This window comes from Bacteroidota bacterium, from assembly GCA_016722565.1.
Taxonomy (GTDB): domain Bacteria; phylum Bacteroidota; class Bacteroidia; order 2-12-FULL-35-15; family 2-12-FULL-35-15; genus 2-12-FULL-35-15.
This window is the reverse complement of sequence record JADKIU010000002.1, coordinates 833633-850930: the sequence shown is the minus strand read 5'-3', so window position 1 is coordinate 850930 and position 17298 is coordinate 833633. Positions and strand designations below refer to the sequence as shown.

The window sequence follows — 17298 nt, the reverse complement described above, 5'->3', positions numbered from 1 at the left end:
TCGTCCCAATAGCTATCGGGATTGGAAGAGAGGACATCTTGCGAATAGTAATCATTCGATTTCCAAGTTTTTCTGTTTCCAATTCTCAAAAAACTCGGGAACTACAATATGTAATTCGTGCTGCAGGTTCATAAAAACTTGTGTCGATTCACCGGTAGCTACCAATTCACCATCCGATTCACGGTAGATGGCATACTTGAAAATGATTTTAGCTGCAGGAGAATGAATGTATGTGGTAACAATTTTTACATGATCACCATATTTCACAATCTTTTTAAAATCTACATTTATCTTAACAAGCGGAGTGGCAAAGTTGTTTTTGTAAACATCCAAATATCCTAATTCATATTGTCTTCCAAATGCTTCTCTACCATCTTCAAAAAATTTCAGGTAATGACCATGCCATACAATTCCCAAGGCATCCACTTCACTAAATCGTACCGGAACAATGGTAGAATTGGTGAGTTGTTGAGGAGTTGTTTTTTTCTTATGTGACAAGGTTTCCATCTGTTTTTATCAATGCGAATGTATTAAAAATATATCAATTTGTAGAGCAAGTTTTCATGATAAATATTAGTGTTATTTATGATGATTCTTATTGTAAAAATAAGCGATACCGAGGGTTGCAAAACAGAAGACAATGAGCTTGGTTGCGTGTGGAACAATGCTTTGAACATCGCCACCATTGAGGAACAATTTATGAAATGCACTTAATCCCCAGTACAAAGGTGAAAATTCCGACATCAAGCGAAGATATTCGGGCATTACAAATACTGGAACCCATATGCCACCCAAAGCGGCCAAAATAACCACGGATACGGCTCCAAAAGTGGATGCTTGCTGGTGCGTTTTAAAAATGGTACCGATTAAAATTCCATAGCCTGTAGCTGCTAAGCCTGCCGAAATAGCAACAATGGTGATGGCAAAAATACTATTGCCGATAATTAATACCGGCAATCCTAATTGAGGAAGAATGTATAACCCAACCATCAACATCAATACACATTGAATCAAACAAATAAGCAGGTAGGCGCAGATTTTTCCAATTAATACGGTGATGTAGGATCCCGGCATAGTTAAGATTCGGGTATAACTTCCTTCGTCACGTTCTTTAATAATGCTGCCCGACATGGAAATCACAATAAAAAACATTCCGAAGATGGTCCATGCCGGCACATTGTGCTGTACCGAATTCAGTTTTAGTTCTTCTTCTTTGGTTTCAACAGTGTTTACTTCTTTAAAGCTGACAAAGTCTTTCATCTTTTCCTGCTTCCCGTTTTCGTCAACTCCTTGTTTCAATTCTTTGTTAAAAAGGGTGAGTAAGGTTTGTGTTTCAATTTTTGATGTTGATTGCTTTAATGTGCTTAAAATAGAAGCTTTGAAAGATTTTTTTGTGTCGGGTGAAAATAAAATTTCTAGGTTTAATTCTGCAGCAATGTTCTCCGCATTTATTTCTGATGAGTCGGTTAAGCCGGCTTCGTTTAATTTGGTGGAAACAAAGTGTTGTACTTTCGAATTGAGTAAATCACTTGCTTTATTAGGAACAATAATCGCAATGTTGAAATCACCCGCTTTCACTTTTTGTTTTACTTCTTCCGTGGTGAGCGTTTGTTTGGTGATTTCAAAAATTTTGGATTCACGTAAATTGCTATCAATCGTACTTCCCAGGTTTCCTTTGTCGTTATTCACCAATAATAAAGGGATTTTCATTTCCTGATAGTCGCGGAAAGGGGCATCCTGAATAAGCGCCATCAACGTAATCATGGCCATGGGCATAATAAACATGATGAGTAAGCCTCCTTTGTCGCGCAGGAGGATTAACATTTCTTTTTGTATGGTTGAATAGAGTCTTAACATTAATCGCGCAACATTTTTCCTGTCAACTTTAAAAACAACTGTTCTAAATTTTCTGTTTCATGTTCTTTAATCACGGCTTTCGGTTTTCCGGAGGCAATGATTTGTCCGTGATCAATAATGGCAATTTCGGAGCATAAATTTTCCGCTTCTTCCATCAAGTGGGATGTATAAATGATGGTGCATCCCTTTTTATTTAACAAGTGTAAATGTTCGGTAATTAAGTTTCTCGACTGCACATCAACACCCACGGTAGGTTCATCTAAAAATAAAATTTTTGGAGAATGCAAAATGCCGGCTACTAAATTGATTCTGCGTTTCATTCCACCTGAAAACGTTTCGATGCGATGATTGGCATGTGATGCTAATCCAACTACTTCGAGGTTTTCTTGAATTTTAGTGCGCAAGTTTTTCCCACTTAAACCGTACATGTTTCCAATATACCGTAAGTTTTCGTATGCAGTTAGCGTAGGATAGAGCGCGATTTCCTGCGGCACGACACCAATGATTTGTTTGATTTGTTGTATTTGTTTGTTTAAGGATAAACCGAGAACCGTTGCTTCACCGCTGCTGGCTTTTATTAATCCACAAAGAATGGAAATGGTAGTTGTTTTTCCTGCACCGTTTGGGCCCAGCAATCCGAAGATACTTCCTTGTTCAATTGAAAATGTGAGATTATCGACTGCAGGAATTGCAGCGTCTTTGTATGTTTTTCGGAGATTGAATACTTCAATTGCTGCAGTGGTAGCCATTACTTATTTTTTGTCGACCTGTGCGAAGGCGAATGACTAATCTTTTTTCAAAAATATTTTCATTTCGCAGCTGGCAACAGGAACGCCATTGACAGAGCTTTTTGCGGAGATGAGCGTAACTTCAAATACAACCGCTTGAACAAATATTTCAGTTTTTAATTCAGCACCAACAGGAGGTAGTTGATGAATCACTAAGTTTTTGATTCCACCAATATATCCCAAAGGAGGTTTAATGGCTTCACCGTTTGCTTGAAGTAATTGAAAAATGTAGCCTAATCGTAAACCGGCAGTTTGTGCGATGTTTTCCATCAATCCCGGTTCACACAATACTCCGTTTTTACAGAAGACATTGTCTTCACGGATTAATAATCCTGAAATGGAGTAGGTATCATCATGAAACCACAATTTATCCACCATTTCCATGGGTGGTTTTTGAGGTAGTAGTGCAGATACTGCAGCGCCTTCAATAATTGGAGTTTCGATTACTTGTGTCATTTATACTACGGTAAATAATGCGTTAGCGTATGAGAAGCGAGCACTTTCAGGAACAGTAATCGCTATTTTTTGTCCTTTTTTTAATTTTCCTGAATTCATTAATTCTTCAATAGCAATAAAAATGGATGCTGCACCGATGTTACCAACGGATGTTAAATTAACAAACCATTTTTCTTGCGGTAATTCCACACCGTATTTTTTCATTTCATCATCTACTTTTGAACGGAAATATTCAGATGAAATATGTGGTAAAAACCAGTCAATGCTTTGTGGATCCACATTGTGTTTTTTGAATAGCTCAACGTATTTTTTTGTTCCTAACTGTGCAATGTGTTTGTCTAATAAACGAGCATCTTGTTTCATCGCAAAGATTGATTTTTCCAACCATTCTTTGGGTGTAAATTCGCTATAACCATGTAGGTTTCCTTCTGCATCTTTTTCTCCGCCCACATACATACATGCTTCTACTTCGTTTGCAAATGAACAGATTTCAATCCATTCAATTTTTAATGACAATCCATCCGGATTGGGTTTGTTGCTCAGCAGTGTTGCTGCTGCACCATCCGAAAGCATCCAACGTAAAAATTCTTTTTCAAAAGCAATGATTGGATTTTCTTCTACTTCTTTTAATTTTTGTGCTTCTTCTTCAAATGTTTGTGACGACATCCAAGTCGATAGTTTTTCAGATCCGGTAGAAACGGCATTGTTGGAGTTGCCGGTTAACACCGACATGTATGCGTATTTCAAGGCATTCATTCCCGAACAACAAGAGCCGGAAAATGAAATTGCTTCAATTGGTTTTGTTTTTAGTAAACCATGAACCATTACCCCGTGAGCAGGTAATAATTGGTCGGGTGAAGTGGTACCGCTTGTTAGCAGTTCGATCTGATCCAAGGTAAATCCATTGGTGCATAATGCTTTAATCGCCTCTGCTGTAAGTTCGGCATTGGTATGAGTGCTATTGCCTTCCTTATCACGTGCATAGTAACGCGTTTTTATTTTATTGTTACGTAAAATAATCGCCTTCGAACGTGATTTTCTTCCATCCACAACACCCAGGTAATCTTCCATCTCTTCATTACTAATCGGATTGCCGGGTAGAAATTTGGCAATACGATTAATGTAAACTGATCTATCCATAAATTGTATTAAATGCGTTTGTTTAGTTTATAGTAATGAACAGAAATAGTCCTATAATGTTCAAAATTTCGTGCAAACGCAAAAATAAGGTAATTTATCAATTTAGAGGGTACTTTGAGCCATTATTTTCAAATAAAATTGCTGATGTTGGATAATCAGAAAAAATAACTAAACGACTAGCGGAGTGTGTTTTGGGAGTAGTAATCGACTTGTTTTTTTATTTTTTGAGGAAATAGGATGGGTGCCAATCGGGATATGATGGTGATGATAGGCGAAAGAAGTAAAATGGCTGTCGGCAACACAATGCCGAATATCCGAACTCTGGTTCTTCTCGCGGCACTTCCGGATGTGCCTTTTTTAGAAATATAATTGGCGTAGAGCGGGAATAAATCTCTTCCTCGCCCTTCCATCAGCAATAAATTCGATTTAATATTGATAGCACCTGCATCAACCAATTCTTGTTGTTGGGTTTCATAGTCTCCGCTTTTCAAGTGTTTTAAAAGGATTGCTCCGAATTTAGGGGCCAATTCCTCCAAATCTTTATCCGATACGCCATATTTCGGAAAAATGCCCATGTATTTTTCCTTTACACCGCCTAAAACAAAGGCCAAAACAGTAACTAAGCTCACCAAATTAGACGCTTTATCAACAAAGGTGATGTTTCCCACCAATTTTGCCTCTAAATTTTTCAAATGCACTTTCATTTTCTCCTGTCCGTTTAGCCACATATTTCTGCAAGCCAAAACCGTTACAACCGGTTTGTCCTTCAATAATTTTTTTGCTTCTTCGGTTTGCAAAAAGGTATTGATGGGTATGCAAATGGATAAAAACCAAGGTTGATATGCAATAACCACTAAATCGTAATGAATGGTTGGATCAATGGAAAAGGGTTTTAATTCGGTGGGAATCCCATGAACGGTTTCTGGAAAAACATCAAAAAAGTCCATGTAACTCCATGGGTAGGGATATGCTTTTGTAGGTTCAATTTGCAAGTAATCAATGGAAACAGCCTCTTTTTCTAAGGGTGCAAGTGTTGATTTTAAAGCTTTATGAAGCTGACCGGTTTGAGTATAATAAACAACTAGAATTTTTTTCATACAAATTATCGGCCTTTCGCCATGCTCGTTTCTTTATCAAAAAGGATGGTTAAATTGATTGTCGGAATTTTTAAAGGCGTTACTTCTTTAAATGCTTCTCGCCAAATAATGGTCATATCTACTTTTTGCATATCTCCCGAGTCAATTGGAATATCTTTCCATGCTACCTTAAAATCATCTTTATTTCCTTTGTCGAAAATGATGGGTTTGTCGTTTAAATAATTAGCAAACTCTTTCCCGTCCGGCATTTTTGTAGCGATTTTATTGGTTTCAATAATTCCAATTTTATCACCGTTGTATGACACTTTAAATTTAGCATCTGTCTTTGCGGTCTCTTTTTAAAGCCATCCAAAACAACTGAAAATTCGCCTGTTTTAAATTCATTGTTGGCAGGAGGTAATTTAAAATCCGGAGTTACATTGCCGGCTGCATCGATTGTTACTTTATAAAGTCCAGCCATTAAGAATTCAAAATTTTCCGGTACCACATAATTGCCTTTGATGTCAACAATTCTCCAGTCTCTATCGCCCGGACGAATCACCAGCCATTTTTCAATGGGTTTTACTTTGCTGCCTTTGATACTGAATTCACATTCGGAAGGTTTGAAGATAATGTAATCACCGGATTTGTTGATGATTGTAATCTTGAATTTTATACCGGTAGGAGTAGCCACCGCATCATCAATGGTGATTTTTACATCCATGTTTTCAATCGTTTGATCTTTGTAAAAGGTTTTCTCGTACTTAATTACTTTTTCTTTTTTCTGAGAGAAAGCCGATGATGAAATGCAAAGAATGAGTAAGATAGAAAGGATGTGTTTTTTCATATCGATTGTTTTAACAATTGTGATACCAAAATTAACATTAAATTTTTAATAAGCCATTTTCTAATTCGATGTCAAACATGTCCAATAAAAAAAGCAGCTCCGAAAATTCAGAGCTGCTTTTTTTATAACATCACATCAATTTATTTTTTTGCTTCTGTCAATGCTTCGTCAAATTCAAACGTTAAGGTTTCATTTTTTAATTTTTCCGGACTTACTTCTGTAAATGTTTCATTCCATTTAATGAACATTTCTACTTTTTGCATGTCCATGGCTTTTCCACCTTCCATGCGTTCCCAGTTTCCAGAAATGGTTTCGATTTGTCCTTTGGTCATCAAAATCGGACCTTTTTTAGCAAGTAATCCTTTCGGTTGTACCGATGCATATTCGTTGCCATCAGGCATTTTTAATCCAATTTTGCTTGGGAATACAATCGCTACTTTATCACCATTGTATGCACAATCAAATTTCGCTTCTGTTTTACCGGATTCTTTTGTCAGCTTCGACATGTTTAAACTGAAATTTCCGGCTTTGAAATCATTCTTTGTTGCAGGTAGTCTGAAATCTGCTGCAGGAACAACAGTTCCATTGGTCGATACTTTGTATAATCCACCAATTTCAAAGCTGTAATTTCTTACATTGTTGTAGCCAGCACCTTTCAAATTTACAATCAACCAATCGGATGAATTGGGTTCAATTGTTTTTGGTTTTTCTGATGGTTTGGATTCTTTACCGTTGACAACGAATTTACATTCTTCCGGTTTGAACATGATGTAATCAGCCGTTTTGTTGGTAATTTTTAATTTGAATTTTGTTTCTCCGTCTGTTGAAACAGCATTGTCAACCGAAATAGTTACTTCGCTTGTTTCCAGAAGGATGTTTTTATAATACAGTTTATCGTATTTTTTTTTTTTGTGCAGTTGCAGACAACATACATGTTACTGCGATTAATGCGAATACTACTTTTTTCATAATTATTATTTTTGGTTTGGTTGGGGTTTGCAATTCTTTTGCCAAAGATAGAAAAGACAAAAGAATCTAAAATTGATATAAGGGTTTAAAAAGGTAATCCGAAATCAATTTTTTGCTTTTTTGCTTTGTAATGCCTTTAAATACTGAAAAGTTTTTAGCTGTTTGTGAATTCATAAGAAGTCTAGTTCTCGATATTGTTTTGTCTTTTTTGCCACAGATTCGCAGATTATTTATATGTGTTTATAATTTAGGCAGATTTTTATGTCCACAATCAGTTTTTATTAACCAACAAAATCAGCCAAAATTTTTATTTTAAAATCTGTGAATCTGTGGCTAATTTTTATTTGATTGAAGAGACTTAGCATAGTAAGAATCTAATCCAATTTTATTTTCGACAACTTAATAAACGCTTGTTTTTCGATATCGGAAATCTGCATTAATAAATCTGCACTTTCTTCAAAATCTTTTTGTTCATTCAATCTTCCTTTGTAGATACGTCCCATATTCACAGCACTTGCTCTCCATAAATCACCTGCTTTGGTGAAATCTTCTGAGATTTGTAACAATTGATCTTGTTTCACATACTGATGTGCTTGCTCTAAAAATGCAGCAAACAAAAAGCGGAAGCCTCCGCCACCGGTACCAATTTCTTCTTGCATACGCACAATTTGTCCTAGATACAAACCCGCTTTTCTTGGGCCTAACTTATCTCTCCAGATTCTGATTTTTTTTGCGGTATATTTAATTCCCGCTACACCACCAATATTTCCGGGGATATGCAGCATGTCACGTGAACTGCGTTTGATGCCTTTGATAATGCCATTGCGAATCATTTCCTCTGTAACAATTCCTACTTGTTCGGGAAAGTACACATGTCCTTTCGGAGCCAAGGGACCTTTTGCAAAACGAACTTTTAGCATATCCTCTTCTGAAAGGTGTGTTACGGTTTCCATCACCGGGTCGCTGATTAAATAGTTTCCGTTTTCTTTTCCGTAAACAATTAAATTGTGTGCATTGAAATGGAAACGATATTCCGGTGGGAAATAGGGAAGGTTGAAAACACCAACCTGACAACCAACAGGAACGCCTTCCTTTACTTTTTTATCTAAAAATTTTACTGCCGCTTCTTCACTACTGAATTTTTCACGATGTACTTTTACACCTAAGGATTTGCAGGTGCGACTGAAGATCCAGCCGGGCATACTTCTGTAAGTGATTGCCGGACCATTGCTGATGGTTAAAAAAGGAATGTGCAAATAAAATATTCCTGAGCCCATCCCGAATGCCAAAGGCTCAGTCATGAAATCCAATCCATGATAACGCAATAAACTTGTTGCTACGCCATTTTCGCAATGTGCTGCTTGTATATGTTTAAATTCTTTCTCCATAATTTTACGTTCCAAATCCTTTTGGGATTATAACTTTTATTTGGTACGTCATTGCGAGGGACGAAGCAATCTTAGATGAATAGGAGTTGATTAACTATCTGTGAAAGATTGCTTCGTTCCTCGCAATGACGGTTATTATGTTCTTTACTTTTTAAATTTGGTTAATTGTTTACTGCCTATTGATATAATTGCCAGTTACCCTTTAAAATTTTTCAATTCTTCCACCGTAATCTCAAATGCTTTAGCATAAATCGCTAACTTTTTTTCACTTAACGATTTAAAGACATTTGGTTTCATGTGTCGTTTTATGGTGAATGTCCAGAAGCCGGTATAGCCTGTTAATACAGGAAAATCCATGATGCGCAATTCCATGAAATAATAAATCGGGCTCTTTTCTCCGTTCTTTACAGCCAAGCGAGCTTCTTCCGTGCGTTCTTTGATATCGTCCCAGGCATTGTCCAATGCTTGTTTTTTTACTTCCCAGCCGGTACTTAAATCGGTGGTGTATTTTCCTTCTTTATCTTTCACATACATCAATTCCCTGGTCATGGAAGCCAATGCTGATTCGTCTTGTGGAAGTTCTTCTTTTTTCATGTGCTGAATATAGAATTATTTAATCAAATGCAGTGTTGTTCAATTGTAGCTAACCACTTATTGTATGCGATTCCTGGCGCTTCTTTTCTAATCGTATTTAATTTGTCTACCAGTTCGTTCGCGTTTGATTGAAGCAACAATTTACAAGCACGTTCTGTATCATTTGTAACGGAATTGGATTCTACTCTGCTTTTTATTGCCAATGCTGCTCCAACTGTTAATGCAATGGAATATTCCTTTGCTGTTTTTTTTAGTTCAAGCAGTGTGGCATCTTCACATCCACCCACATATACGCTTGCAATGCCAATTCCTCTCCACAAATCAACCCTCCGTTCAGACGGAAAGGTATTGATAATTTCGCTGCATTTTGTTGGATTTCCTGCCGCTAAATACCAAATACTTCTTCCTACTCCTTGATCGTAATGATTTAAATCTGATGAATCAAATTTATCAGAATTTTTCAAATTTTTGATGGTTGCTCTTTGTCTGAAAACACCATCATAATAACCCATTCCATCTAAAACACGCGGAACCATAAACGGATCCAAAGAATTAAATAATGCACTTGTTTCTTTGTTTTCCTTTGCCAATGCCCAACCTAACCCCACATGCAATTGAACTTCGTAAGTAGCTTCCGATTTTTTACAAAACAAGTTCCAGTTTGTTAACGTGTTCTCTGCAAGAAGATCCTGTTCTGCAAACGCCATTGCTGCTGCTTCATAAGCGACCGAACGAAATTCATTTTCAACCTTGTCCAGTTCAATAATAAAAGTCGCAAGGTCATTTGTTTGTAAAGCCTGTTCTTTTGATTCCTGAAAAAGTGTTTTAATCTTTTCCATCTTTTCTAAAACAGCGTTTTGCATGAGCCTACGTCTTATTTTTTATCGTAAAACCACATCACATTCACATCTTTTTTGATTGCTGCATCTACCGGTAAGGCCATTTCGCTTGTGGTATCAACCGTTTTCGTTAAACTAATCGTATACGGATTTACGTTCATGTCCAACGGTGTTCCTTTCACTTGGTGACTGATATGTCGGAACATTTCAGCTGCAATCTTTTCAATCATTCCCATGTTTGAAGTGATTTTTTCAAGCAATGCTTTTTGACTTCCATGTTGAAATTCGATTCCTTCCTGAAATTGACGCATGTACATCAAATCAAACGGGTCGATGTAACGATTGGTGAATGTTGCATGTTCATGTGGCAACCATTGTAAAAATAAATCCTGCATGATTTTATTCAATGCCTGGAATTTTGTTCCAATACCGTTTTCTGAAACAAACAAATCACGCAACACTTTTAAATCGGTGTACCCTTTGTTGGTAAACAAAACACAAGGAACCGACCAGTAAATCGCCCAATCCCAGAAAATTTTGAAAACCATGATCTGAGTATTTCCCATCAATTTATATTTATCCTGATAGAGTGGAAGCCAGCTCTCAAACCATCTTAAATGCATGGTTTCATAGACTTCGGTACGCAAGGAGATATCTTCACCGGCTTTGTCACGTAAAATTAAATCGGACAACCAAGTATTGTTCATGGAGATGAAATCACTTCCGGGAGAATAGAAAGGATCTAAGAATGCTCCGGCTTCACCGGTGCAGGCCCAACGTTCTTTTGAATACATTCTGCCGCTGTTGTGTGCAAAATGCTTTAAGATGCGGAAGTCCATGAGTTCTTCTTTAGGCGGACAAACATATTTCGCAGCCAATGGCTCATTTTTCTTCACCCATTCAACCGCTTTTTCATATGTGTTGATGGTGTTGAACGGATGTAAATCTTCATCTGCCACAATTCCAATGCTGGTGTTTTTTGAACCCAATGGAATCACCCATAACCAATATCCTTTGTCAATAAAATGCACTGTACTCAAGTAGCGTAATTTAGGCGCTAAGAAGTTTTTCCATTCTTTGTTCTCACTCCAATCATCAATATCCACAACCCCTTTCACACGATACCAAACGGCATTTACATTATGAGGTGCTTCTTTTTCAAATTTTAATTTTCGTTTTAATAGGCTGAAACGACTGGTTGCATCTACTACCCAGCGTGCTTTTAAACGCTTTTCCTCTTCGTTGTGATTGAAAATAACAGTATGTCCAGCTTCATCAAATTCCACATCTTTCACGCGGGCACTCAACATAAATTCGGTGCCCAGTTCTTTGGTGTGTTTTTCTAAATAGTTTTCAAAGGTTCCTCTATCCAGCTGATGGCTTGGTGTTGGTAGTTTTAAGCGAGGCCCCAATTCAACACGTTCGGAAATATCTTGTTTGTCGTCTGTATGAAAGAAAAAGCGTAGACCGTGTTTCGGTAATTCAAATTCTTCTAAATAGTCTTTTAGTCCCAGTACTTCACGGAAATAGTGAGTTGCTAATTCAACAGTCGATTCACCTACTTTGTGTGCGGCAACCGGAGCAATGCTATCACGGTATTCCATAATCAGAATGGAAACATCAGGGTTCGCTCGTTTTAATTGGATAGATAGTGTAAGTCCGGCCAGACCACCACCTGCAATAATCACATCGTATTGTTTTTGCATAGGTTTTTTCGTTGAATGGTAAAAATAGTAAAATTACAGGCATAAAAAACCATAAAACAAGCTGATTTCTACACGTATAAGCATGAACAAATATTTCATACATTTGTTTGGATATTCAAACAAATACGACATTGAAAACACGGTTACTTTTTATCGGAATAGTGGTTCTAACCATCTGGATCAGTTGCAAGAAAGAGGAAAAAGGAACTCCCGGACCGAATGAAATTTGGTTGGAATACAAAGCGTATAATCCGGGGCAATTACAAGTGGATTCAGGCACAACAGTTACGTTTATCAATAAAGACAATTCAAATCACTCGGTAACATCCAGCAGTGGTATTTTTAGCAGCGGAAAAATAAGCAGTGGAAATTCGTATACGTATACGTTCAATACTGTTGGAACCTATTATTTTTATTGTGATTATCACTCCACAAATTCTTCGGAGCAAGGTGCGATTGTGGTGAGATAGTTGTTCTTCGAATAAAAAAAATTATTCCTGATCTTTCCAGAAAGCATAATAGTTAAACCATTGTTCCGGGTAGCGAACCACCATTTTTTCTACTTCATCTAAATACTTACGAAGTAATTCTTGAACGGCTAATTCGGTTTGTTTGGGATCGCGGGTGCGTTTCACTTGAATCGGGTCGGAGGCAAAAAAGTGATAGTGGGTAGCACTTTCTTTTACAGCAAATACAACTGAAAGCGGAACTCCGAATTTGGCAGCCATGATGAACGGACCGGCAGGAAACTTCGCTGTTTTACCTAAAAAGTTGGCTTCAATGGTTTGTACACCATCGCGGAAACGGTCGCCATGCATCACCACCAATTCGTTTTTGCTAAACGCATTGTGAAGTTCAATCAAATGTCCCATTTCGCCATCTTTGATGGCGATAATGTTCACATTCTTTTTTTTCTGAACACCATCCATGTATTCTTTGATGTTGGCACTTTCGTTTTCGTACATCAAAATGTTAAAGGTGGTGTTCAAGCGGTTTAATAATTGTCCGGCTATTTCCCAATTTCCGATATGTGCACTCACTAAAATGCCACCTTTGCCCATTTCTGCAATCTTATCTAGATTTTTGCCTCCATCGTGGTTGATGGTGAATTTGGTTTTCACTCCGGCAAGTAAAGCTACTTTGTCGAGAATGGTTTGTCCGAATACATAATAATTTTTGTAAATTTTTAAGCGGGTGGTAAAGCGTTTGTATTTTAAAACATCGTGGTAAAAATAGAAGATGCTTTTGTTGGATTTGCGGGCGAACAGAAAATAATAAAGGGCTACAAACCTTAGTACGATGTACGCGAGTCGAAGCCCTAAATGATTTAAAATAAATACAAATATCTTATGGCCTAATACTGTTCCTTTGGATTTTCCTTCCCACTTTGCCATGTTGGTTGTTGGTTTTTAGTTGCTGGTTGTTAGAGGATAATTACCAATAACTAACAACAAATCCCGATAGCTATCGGGACAAACAACTATTATGCTGTTGCTTTTTCAGCCACTTTACGATTTACGTAATCGTAAAAATTTTGGAATGTATGGATATTGATAAAATCTTCTGCAACTACTTTAAATCCGAAATTACTTTCGATAATAACTACTAAATCCACATAATCTAAACTATCCAAACCTAATGTTTCACGAAGGTTTGCATCCGGATTAATTTTGTCAGCATCTACTTCAAATTCGTCCACTAAAAAGGCGTTAATTCTTTCTATAATTTCTGCTTGTGTCATTGAGGAGTAATATTTAATTATTTAATTTTTTTAATGATTAAGGATGAGTTCGTACCACCAAATCCAAACGAGTTGGACAAAAATACATCAATATTTTTTTCTGTAGTGGTTTTCGCAATATTTAATTTTGCTGAGGCCTCATCAGGGTTTTCAAAGTTGATGTTGGGAGCAACAAAGTTATTTTGCATCATCAGCATGGAATAAACAATTTCACTGGCTCCAGCCATCCAACATTCGTGCCCAGTCATCGATTTAGTAGAACTTACCAAAGGTTTGCTTTCTCCAAATACGGTATCAATGGCTGTTGCTTCTGCTAAATCTCCACCAGGGGTTGAGGTTGCATGTGCGTTGATGTAATCAATGTCTTTTGCAGTTAATCCGGCATCATTCAACGCCATGTTTAAAGAGCGTACTTGCCCGTCCACGTTGGAGTTGGAGATATGTTCTCCGTTGGAAGAAAATCCATAACCAACTACTTCTGCTAAAATCGGAGCACCACGTTCCATGGCGCTTTCGTAGCTTTCCAAAATTAAGGTTGCTGCTCCACCGCTTGGAATCAAACCATCACGGTCTTTGTCAAACGGACGAGATGCTTTGGAGGGTTCATTTTCACGGATAGAAAATGCACTCAATCCGTCAAAACTGCCGAATGCAAAAGGATTTACCTCTTGTGCACCACCGCAAATAATATGTTTTTGTAATCCCCATTTAATCATCAGGTAACCCAAACCGATAGAGTGGGAGCCACTTGCACAAGCAGCACTGATGGTAAAGTTGATTCCTTTGAGTTTGAAAATCGTTGAAAGGTTCATGGTTACGGTACAGTTCATCGATTGAAAGATGGAACCGGAACCCAATAAGGTCGTGTCTTTTTTGATGCGAATGGTATCGATTGCTTCACTTACTGCTTTAGCAGAACTATCATTTCCGTAAAGGATGCCCACTTCATTTTTCTCCACCCAGCTCATGTCCATCTTCGCATTTTTCATGGCTTCCAAAGTCGCCATGTACGCGTATTCTGCTTCTTCAGAAAGTCCAATACGGGCTCTTCTGTCAAGAATTCCTTTTAGTTCGGGTTTCGCCACAATACCGGTTAGACCGGAGCGATATCCCCAGGCTTTACGTTCCATGTCCATTCCGATGCCTGATTTACCGGCACGTAAGGAGTCTTTTACCTCGTCCAGGGTTGTCCCTAAACAACTCCAAATTCCTAATCCCGTAATAACAACTCTATTATTCATATTTTCTCAAAAAAGAAGTCAAAAATAGTCAATTTTTTGAATGTACCAACATGTATTTTTAGGCAAATGCTTAAAAATCAGTGCTACCGCGTAACGTTTATCCGTGCTGGTACGGATGGGAATAAAAAATTGATTTTAGCTGTATAAACCACCATTGATGGACAAAACTTGTCCGGTGATATAGGAGGCCTTTTCAGAAGCTAAAAAGTCAACAGCATCGGCAACTTCTTCAGCTGTTCCAAAACGATTTAAAGGAATTAATTGTTTATAGTCTTTTTCGTTGATTCCTTCTGTCATGTCCGTTTTGATGAATCCGGGAGCAACACAATTTGCCGTTACGCCTCTTCTTCCAACTTCCTGAGATAATGCTTTAGTTGCACCAATTACAGCTGCTTTTGCGGCAGAATAGTTGGTTTGACCCGGTAATCCTTTTAATCCGGACAAAGAAACAACACTCACCACGCGTCCGTATTTTTTTACCAACATCCCTTTGATGATTAAGCGGGTAACATTGTACCAGCCGCCTAGGCTGATGTCCATTACGCCATTCCATTCTGCATTGCTCATCCACATCAACAATTGATCTTTGCGGATACCTGCATTGTTTACTAATATCTCGATTGTTTTATCCGGGTTTTTCTCAATCCATCCACCTAAAACAGCATCAACATCTGCTTGATTAGCAACATCAAATTTCATGATCTCTCCATCTGCACCTTTTTCACGAACCATTTTTAATGTGTTTTCTGCTTCGTCTTGCTTAGAGGTGTAGTTAATAATTACGTAATGACCTGCTTCTGCAAGTTTTACACAAATTGCACGACCAATTCCTCTTGAACCTCCTGTTACTAATGCGTATTTCATAATTTTTTAGTTGTTGATTTTTTTTTTTTGTTGTCATTTCGAGTGTCACGCCTTTTTGCGTGATGTATCGAGAAATGTTATATAAACAATCTGTTCTCGAACCATTTCTTTCGCTTTCGCTTCAGAAATAATCGAACTGACGTATTTTAATTTACCAATGCTGTATTCGTTGCTTGCAAATGTTCTTTCACTTTCAATAGTTTCTTGTAAAGAATCGTATCATCTTCAAAACGCGGAACAATTGCACGAATTTGTTTGTAAGTGTTTTGTCCTTCAGTCGATAATTTTTTCTCAAATTTTAATGCATCCACTGCCTGTACAGCACTCAATAATTCAATCGCCAACACTTGATACGCATTTTCAATCACTTTCGCTGTAATGGTTGCTGCATTGGTTCCCATACTTACAATGTCTTGATTGTCGTTGTTGTTTGGAATGCTATGAATATACATCGGATTCGACAACATTTGATTTTCTGCAGTGGTGGATGTCGCTGTAAATTGTGCGGCCTGCATTCCTAAATTCAATCCTAATTTTCCAAGATTCACAAACGGAGGCAATTTTCCATTCAATTTATCATTCATCAAAAAGTTCAACTGACGCTCTGCAAGCATTGTCAACTTCGTGATTGCAATTTTTAATTTATCCATTTCCAACGCAACATAATCACCGTGGAAATTTCCGCCATGAAAAATGTTGTTGTTCGCTTTATCGATAATCGGATTGTCGTTTACCGAATTGACTTCATTCTCTAAAACCGTTTGACTGTAAATGATGGTATCCCAAACCGGACCTAATATTTGTGGAACACAACGAATGGAATAATATTCTTGTACCTTTTCTTTAAACACATCTACTTCCGCATGTTTGTCGTTGTCGAACAAATGTTCTTCACGCTTGCGAATTAACAAACTGCTGCTCATGGCATTGTTCATGGCATTGGCAATGGCACGTTGTCCGATATGTGGTTTTACGCTGTGCAATTCTTTTGAAAAATGGTCGCTATACGATTCAACCATTTCGATAATTAACATGGAAGAAGAAACACCCCAGTTTAATAATTGTTTTGCATGCAATAAATTAACCATTGCAATGCCTGTCATTACTGATGTTCCGTTAATCAAGGCCAAGCCTTCACGCAAATGAACGGTGATGGGTTTTACACCCACTTCTTTGTAAACATCAGCCGTAGGGCGCAATTCACCTTTGTAAGTGACTTCTCCTTCTCCGATTAAATTCAATGCCAAATGTGCCAATTGCACTAAATCTCCGCTGGCTCCCACACCACCGTGTTCAAATATCTGTGGATAAACGTTTTTGTTGATGAGGTCTTTTAATAAAATCACGACTTCCGAATTGATTCCGGAATAACCTTGCATCAAGGAACTCAATCGGCAAATCATAGCCGATTTTACATTGATGTCAGAAAGCTTGTTCCCCGCACCGGTACAGTGACTGCGTATCAAGTTGTATTGCAGGTCGAGTTGATTTTGCTCACTTATTTTGTATTGTGCCATGGGCCCAAAACCGGTATTGATCCCATAAATGAGTTTGTTTTTGGAAAATGATTTTAAGAATTCGTGGCTTTCATTCACTTTTGCAAGCGCTGCAGCATCAAGTTCTATTTGTTCTCCCGTATATAGTATTTTGTAAAAATCGTTTGCCGTTAACGGCTGTTTTCCAATGTGAATCATATTCGATTAAGTGCAAATTAGTTGTCCTTAAAAAAAGGAAAGCAAAAATAGTCCTTTCTAACTTATATACAAAGTTTTATTGAGAATGTTTATCGGCA

General features: G+C 37.6%; 19 protein-coding genes. 1 reads left to right on the top strand and 18 read right to left on the bottom strand.

Features of this window, described 5'->3' with window-relative positions:
• Positions 1-51: 51 nt before the first annotated feature.
• The 13 genes from IPP64_09260 to IPP64_09200 form a co-directional block, all read right to left on the bottom strand.
• Positions 52-498, bottom strand: coding sequence for an acyl-CoA thioesterase (locus IPP64_09260; protein MBL0329587.1), 447 nt, complete (start codon positions 496-498; stop codon positions 52-54).
• Positions 499-579: 81 nt separating this feature from the next.
• A complete protein-coding gene (locus tag IPP64_09255) occupies positions 580-1857 on the bottom strand; it encodes an ABC transporter permease (protein MBL0329586.1) in 1278 nt (425 codons plus the stop codon).
• Positions 1857-2606, bottom strand: coding sequence for an ABC transporter ATP-binding protein (locus IPP64_09250; protein MBL0329585.1), 750 nt, complete (start codon positions 2604-2606; stop codon positions 1857-1859). The genes IPP64_09255 and IPP64_09250 overlap by 1 nt, the downstream gene beginning before the upstream one ends.
• A gap of 36 nt (positions 2607-2642) precedes the next feature.
• The gene (locus tag IPP64_09245; protein ID MBL0329584.1) at positions 2643-3101 is read right to left on the bottom strand and encodes a hydroxymyristoyl-ACP dehydratase; all 459 of its coding nucleotides are present in this window, start codon (positions 3099-3101) and stop codon (positions 2643-2645) included.
• Positions 3102-4241 carry a beta-ketoacyl-ACP synthase III gene (locus IPP64_09240; GenBank protein MBL0329583.1) on the bottom strand — a complete coding sequence of 380 codons (1140 nt, stop codon included), beginning with the start codon at positions 4239-4241 and terminating at the stop codon, positions 3102-3104.
• A 176-nt stretch (positions 4242-4417) separates the two neighbouring features.
• Positions 4418-5338, bottom strand: coding sequence for a dialkylresorcinol condensing enzyme DarA (locus tag IPP64_09235; GenBank protein MBL0329582.1), 921 nt, complete (start codon positions 5336-5338; stop codon positions 4418-4420).
• A gap of 5 nt (positions 5339-5343) precedes the next feature.
• Complete coding sequence (locus IPP64_09230; protein ID MBL0329581.1) at positions 5344-5586, bottom strand: hypothetical protein; 243 nt, start codon at positions 5584-5586, stop codon at positions 5344-5346.
• Positions 5553-6164, bottom strand: coding sequence for a hypothetical protein (locus IPP64_09225; protein MBL0329580.1), 612 nt, complete (start codon positions 6162-6164; stop codon positions 5553-5555). The genes IPP64_09230 and IPP64_09225 overlap by 34 nt, the downstream gene beginning before the upstream one ends.
• A 140-nt stretch (positions 6165-6304) precedes the next feature.
• Positions 6305-6931 (bottom strand): hypothetical protein, encoded by a 627-nt coding sequence (locus tag IPP64_09220; GenBank protein ID MBL0329579.1) that lies wholly within the window; start codon positions 6929-6931, stop codon positions 6305-6307.
• Positions 6932-7507: 576 nt separating this feature from the next.
• Positions 7508-8521 (bottom strand): BtrH N-terminal domain-containing protein, encoded by a 1014-nt coding sequence (locus tag IPP64_09215; GenBank protein ID MBL0329578.1) that lies wholly within the window; start codon positions 8519-8521, stop codon positions 7508-7510.
• A gap of 195 nt (positions 8522-8716) precedes the next feature.
• Positions 8717-9115, bottom strand: a complete 399-nt coding sequence (locus IPP64_09210; protein ID MBL0329577.1) for a hypothetical protein — start codon at positions 9113-9115, stop codon at positions 8717-8719.
• Positions 9116-9138: 23 nt separating this feature from the next.
• The gene (locus IPP64_09205) at positions 9139-9954 is read right to left on the bottom strand and encodes a DUF1702 family protein (protein MBL0329576.1); all 816 of its coding nucleotides are present in this window, start codon (positions 9952-9954) and stop codon (positions 9139-9141) included.
• 35 nt (positions 9955-9989) lie between these two features.
• Complete coding sequence (locus IPP64_09200) at positions 9990-11660, bottom strand: NAD(P)/FAD-dependent oxidoreductase (protein MBL0329575.1); 1671 nt, start codon at positions 11658-11660, stop codon at positions 9990-9992.
• A gap of 131 nt (positions 11661-11791) precedes the next feature.
• Between IPP64_09200 and IPP64_09195 the strand changes: the two genes are divergently transcribed.
• The gene (locus tag IPP64_09195) at positions 11792-12130 is read left to right on the top strand and encodes a cupredoxin domain-containing protein (GenBank protein ID MBL0329574.1); all 339 of its coding nucleotides are present in this window, start codon (positions 11792-11794) and stop codon (positions 12128-12130) included.
• A gap of 21 nt (positions 12131-12151) precedes the next feature.
• On the opposite strand, the gene IPP64_09190 is transcribed toward IPP64_09195, so the two are convergent.
• The 5 genes from IPP64_09190 to IPP64_09170 all read right to left on the bottom strand — a co-directional run bounded on the left by IPP64_09190 (position 12152) and on the right by IPP64_09170 (position 17200).
• Positions 12152-13054 carry a lipid A biosynthesis acyltransferase gene (locus tag IPP64_09190; protein ID MBL0329573.1) on the bottom strand — a complete coding sequence of 301 codons (903 nt, stop codon included), beginning with the start codon at positions 13052-13054 and terminating at the stop codon, positions 12152-12154.
• Between the two features lie 89 nt (positions 13055-13143).
• Positions 13144-13401 (bottom strand): acyl carrier protein, encoded by a 258-nt coding sequence (locus IPP64_09185; protein MBL0329572.1) that lies wholly within the window; start codon positions 13399-13401, stop codon positions 13144-13146.
• Positions 13402-13418: 17 nt separating this feature from the next.
• Complete coding sequence (locus tag IPP64_09180; protein MBL0329571.1) at positions 13419-14642, bottom strand: beta-ketoacyl-[acyl-carrier-protein] synthase family protein; 1224 nt, start codon at positions 14640-14642, stop codon at positions 13419-13421.
• Positions 14643-14777: 135 nt separating this feature from the next.
• Positions 14778-15506: a 3-oxoacyl-ACP reductase FabG gene (gene fabG, locus IPP64_09175; GenBank protein ID MBL0329570.1), complete on the bottom strand. Its 729-nt coding sequence runs from the start codon at positions 15504-15506 to the stop codon at positions 14778-14780.
• A 146-nt stretch (positions 15507-15652) separates the two neighbouring features.
• Positions 15653-17200 carry an aromatic amino acid lyase gene (locus IPP64_09170; GenBank protein ID MBL0329569.1) on the bottom strand — a complete coding sequence of 516 codons (1548 nt, stop codon included), beginning with the start codon at positions 17198-17200 and terminating at the stop codon, positions 15653-15655.
• Positions 17201-17298: the final 98 nt, after the last annotated feature.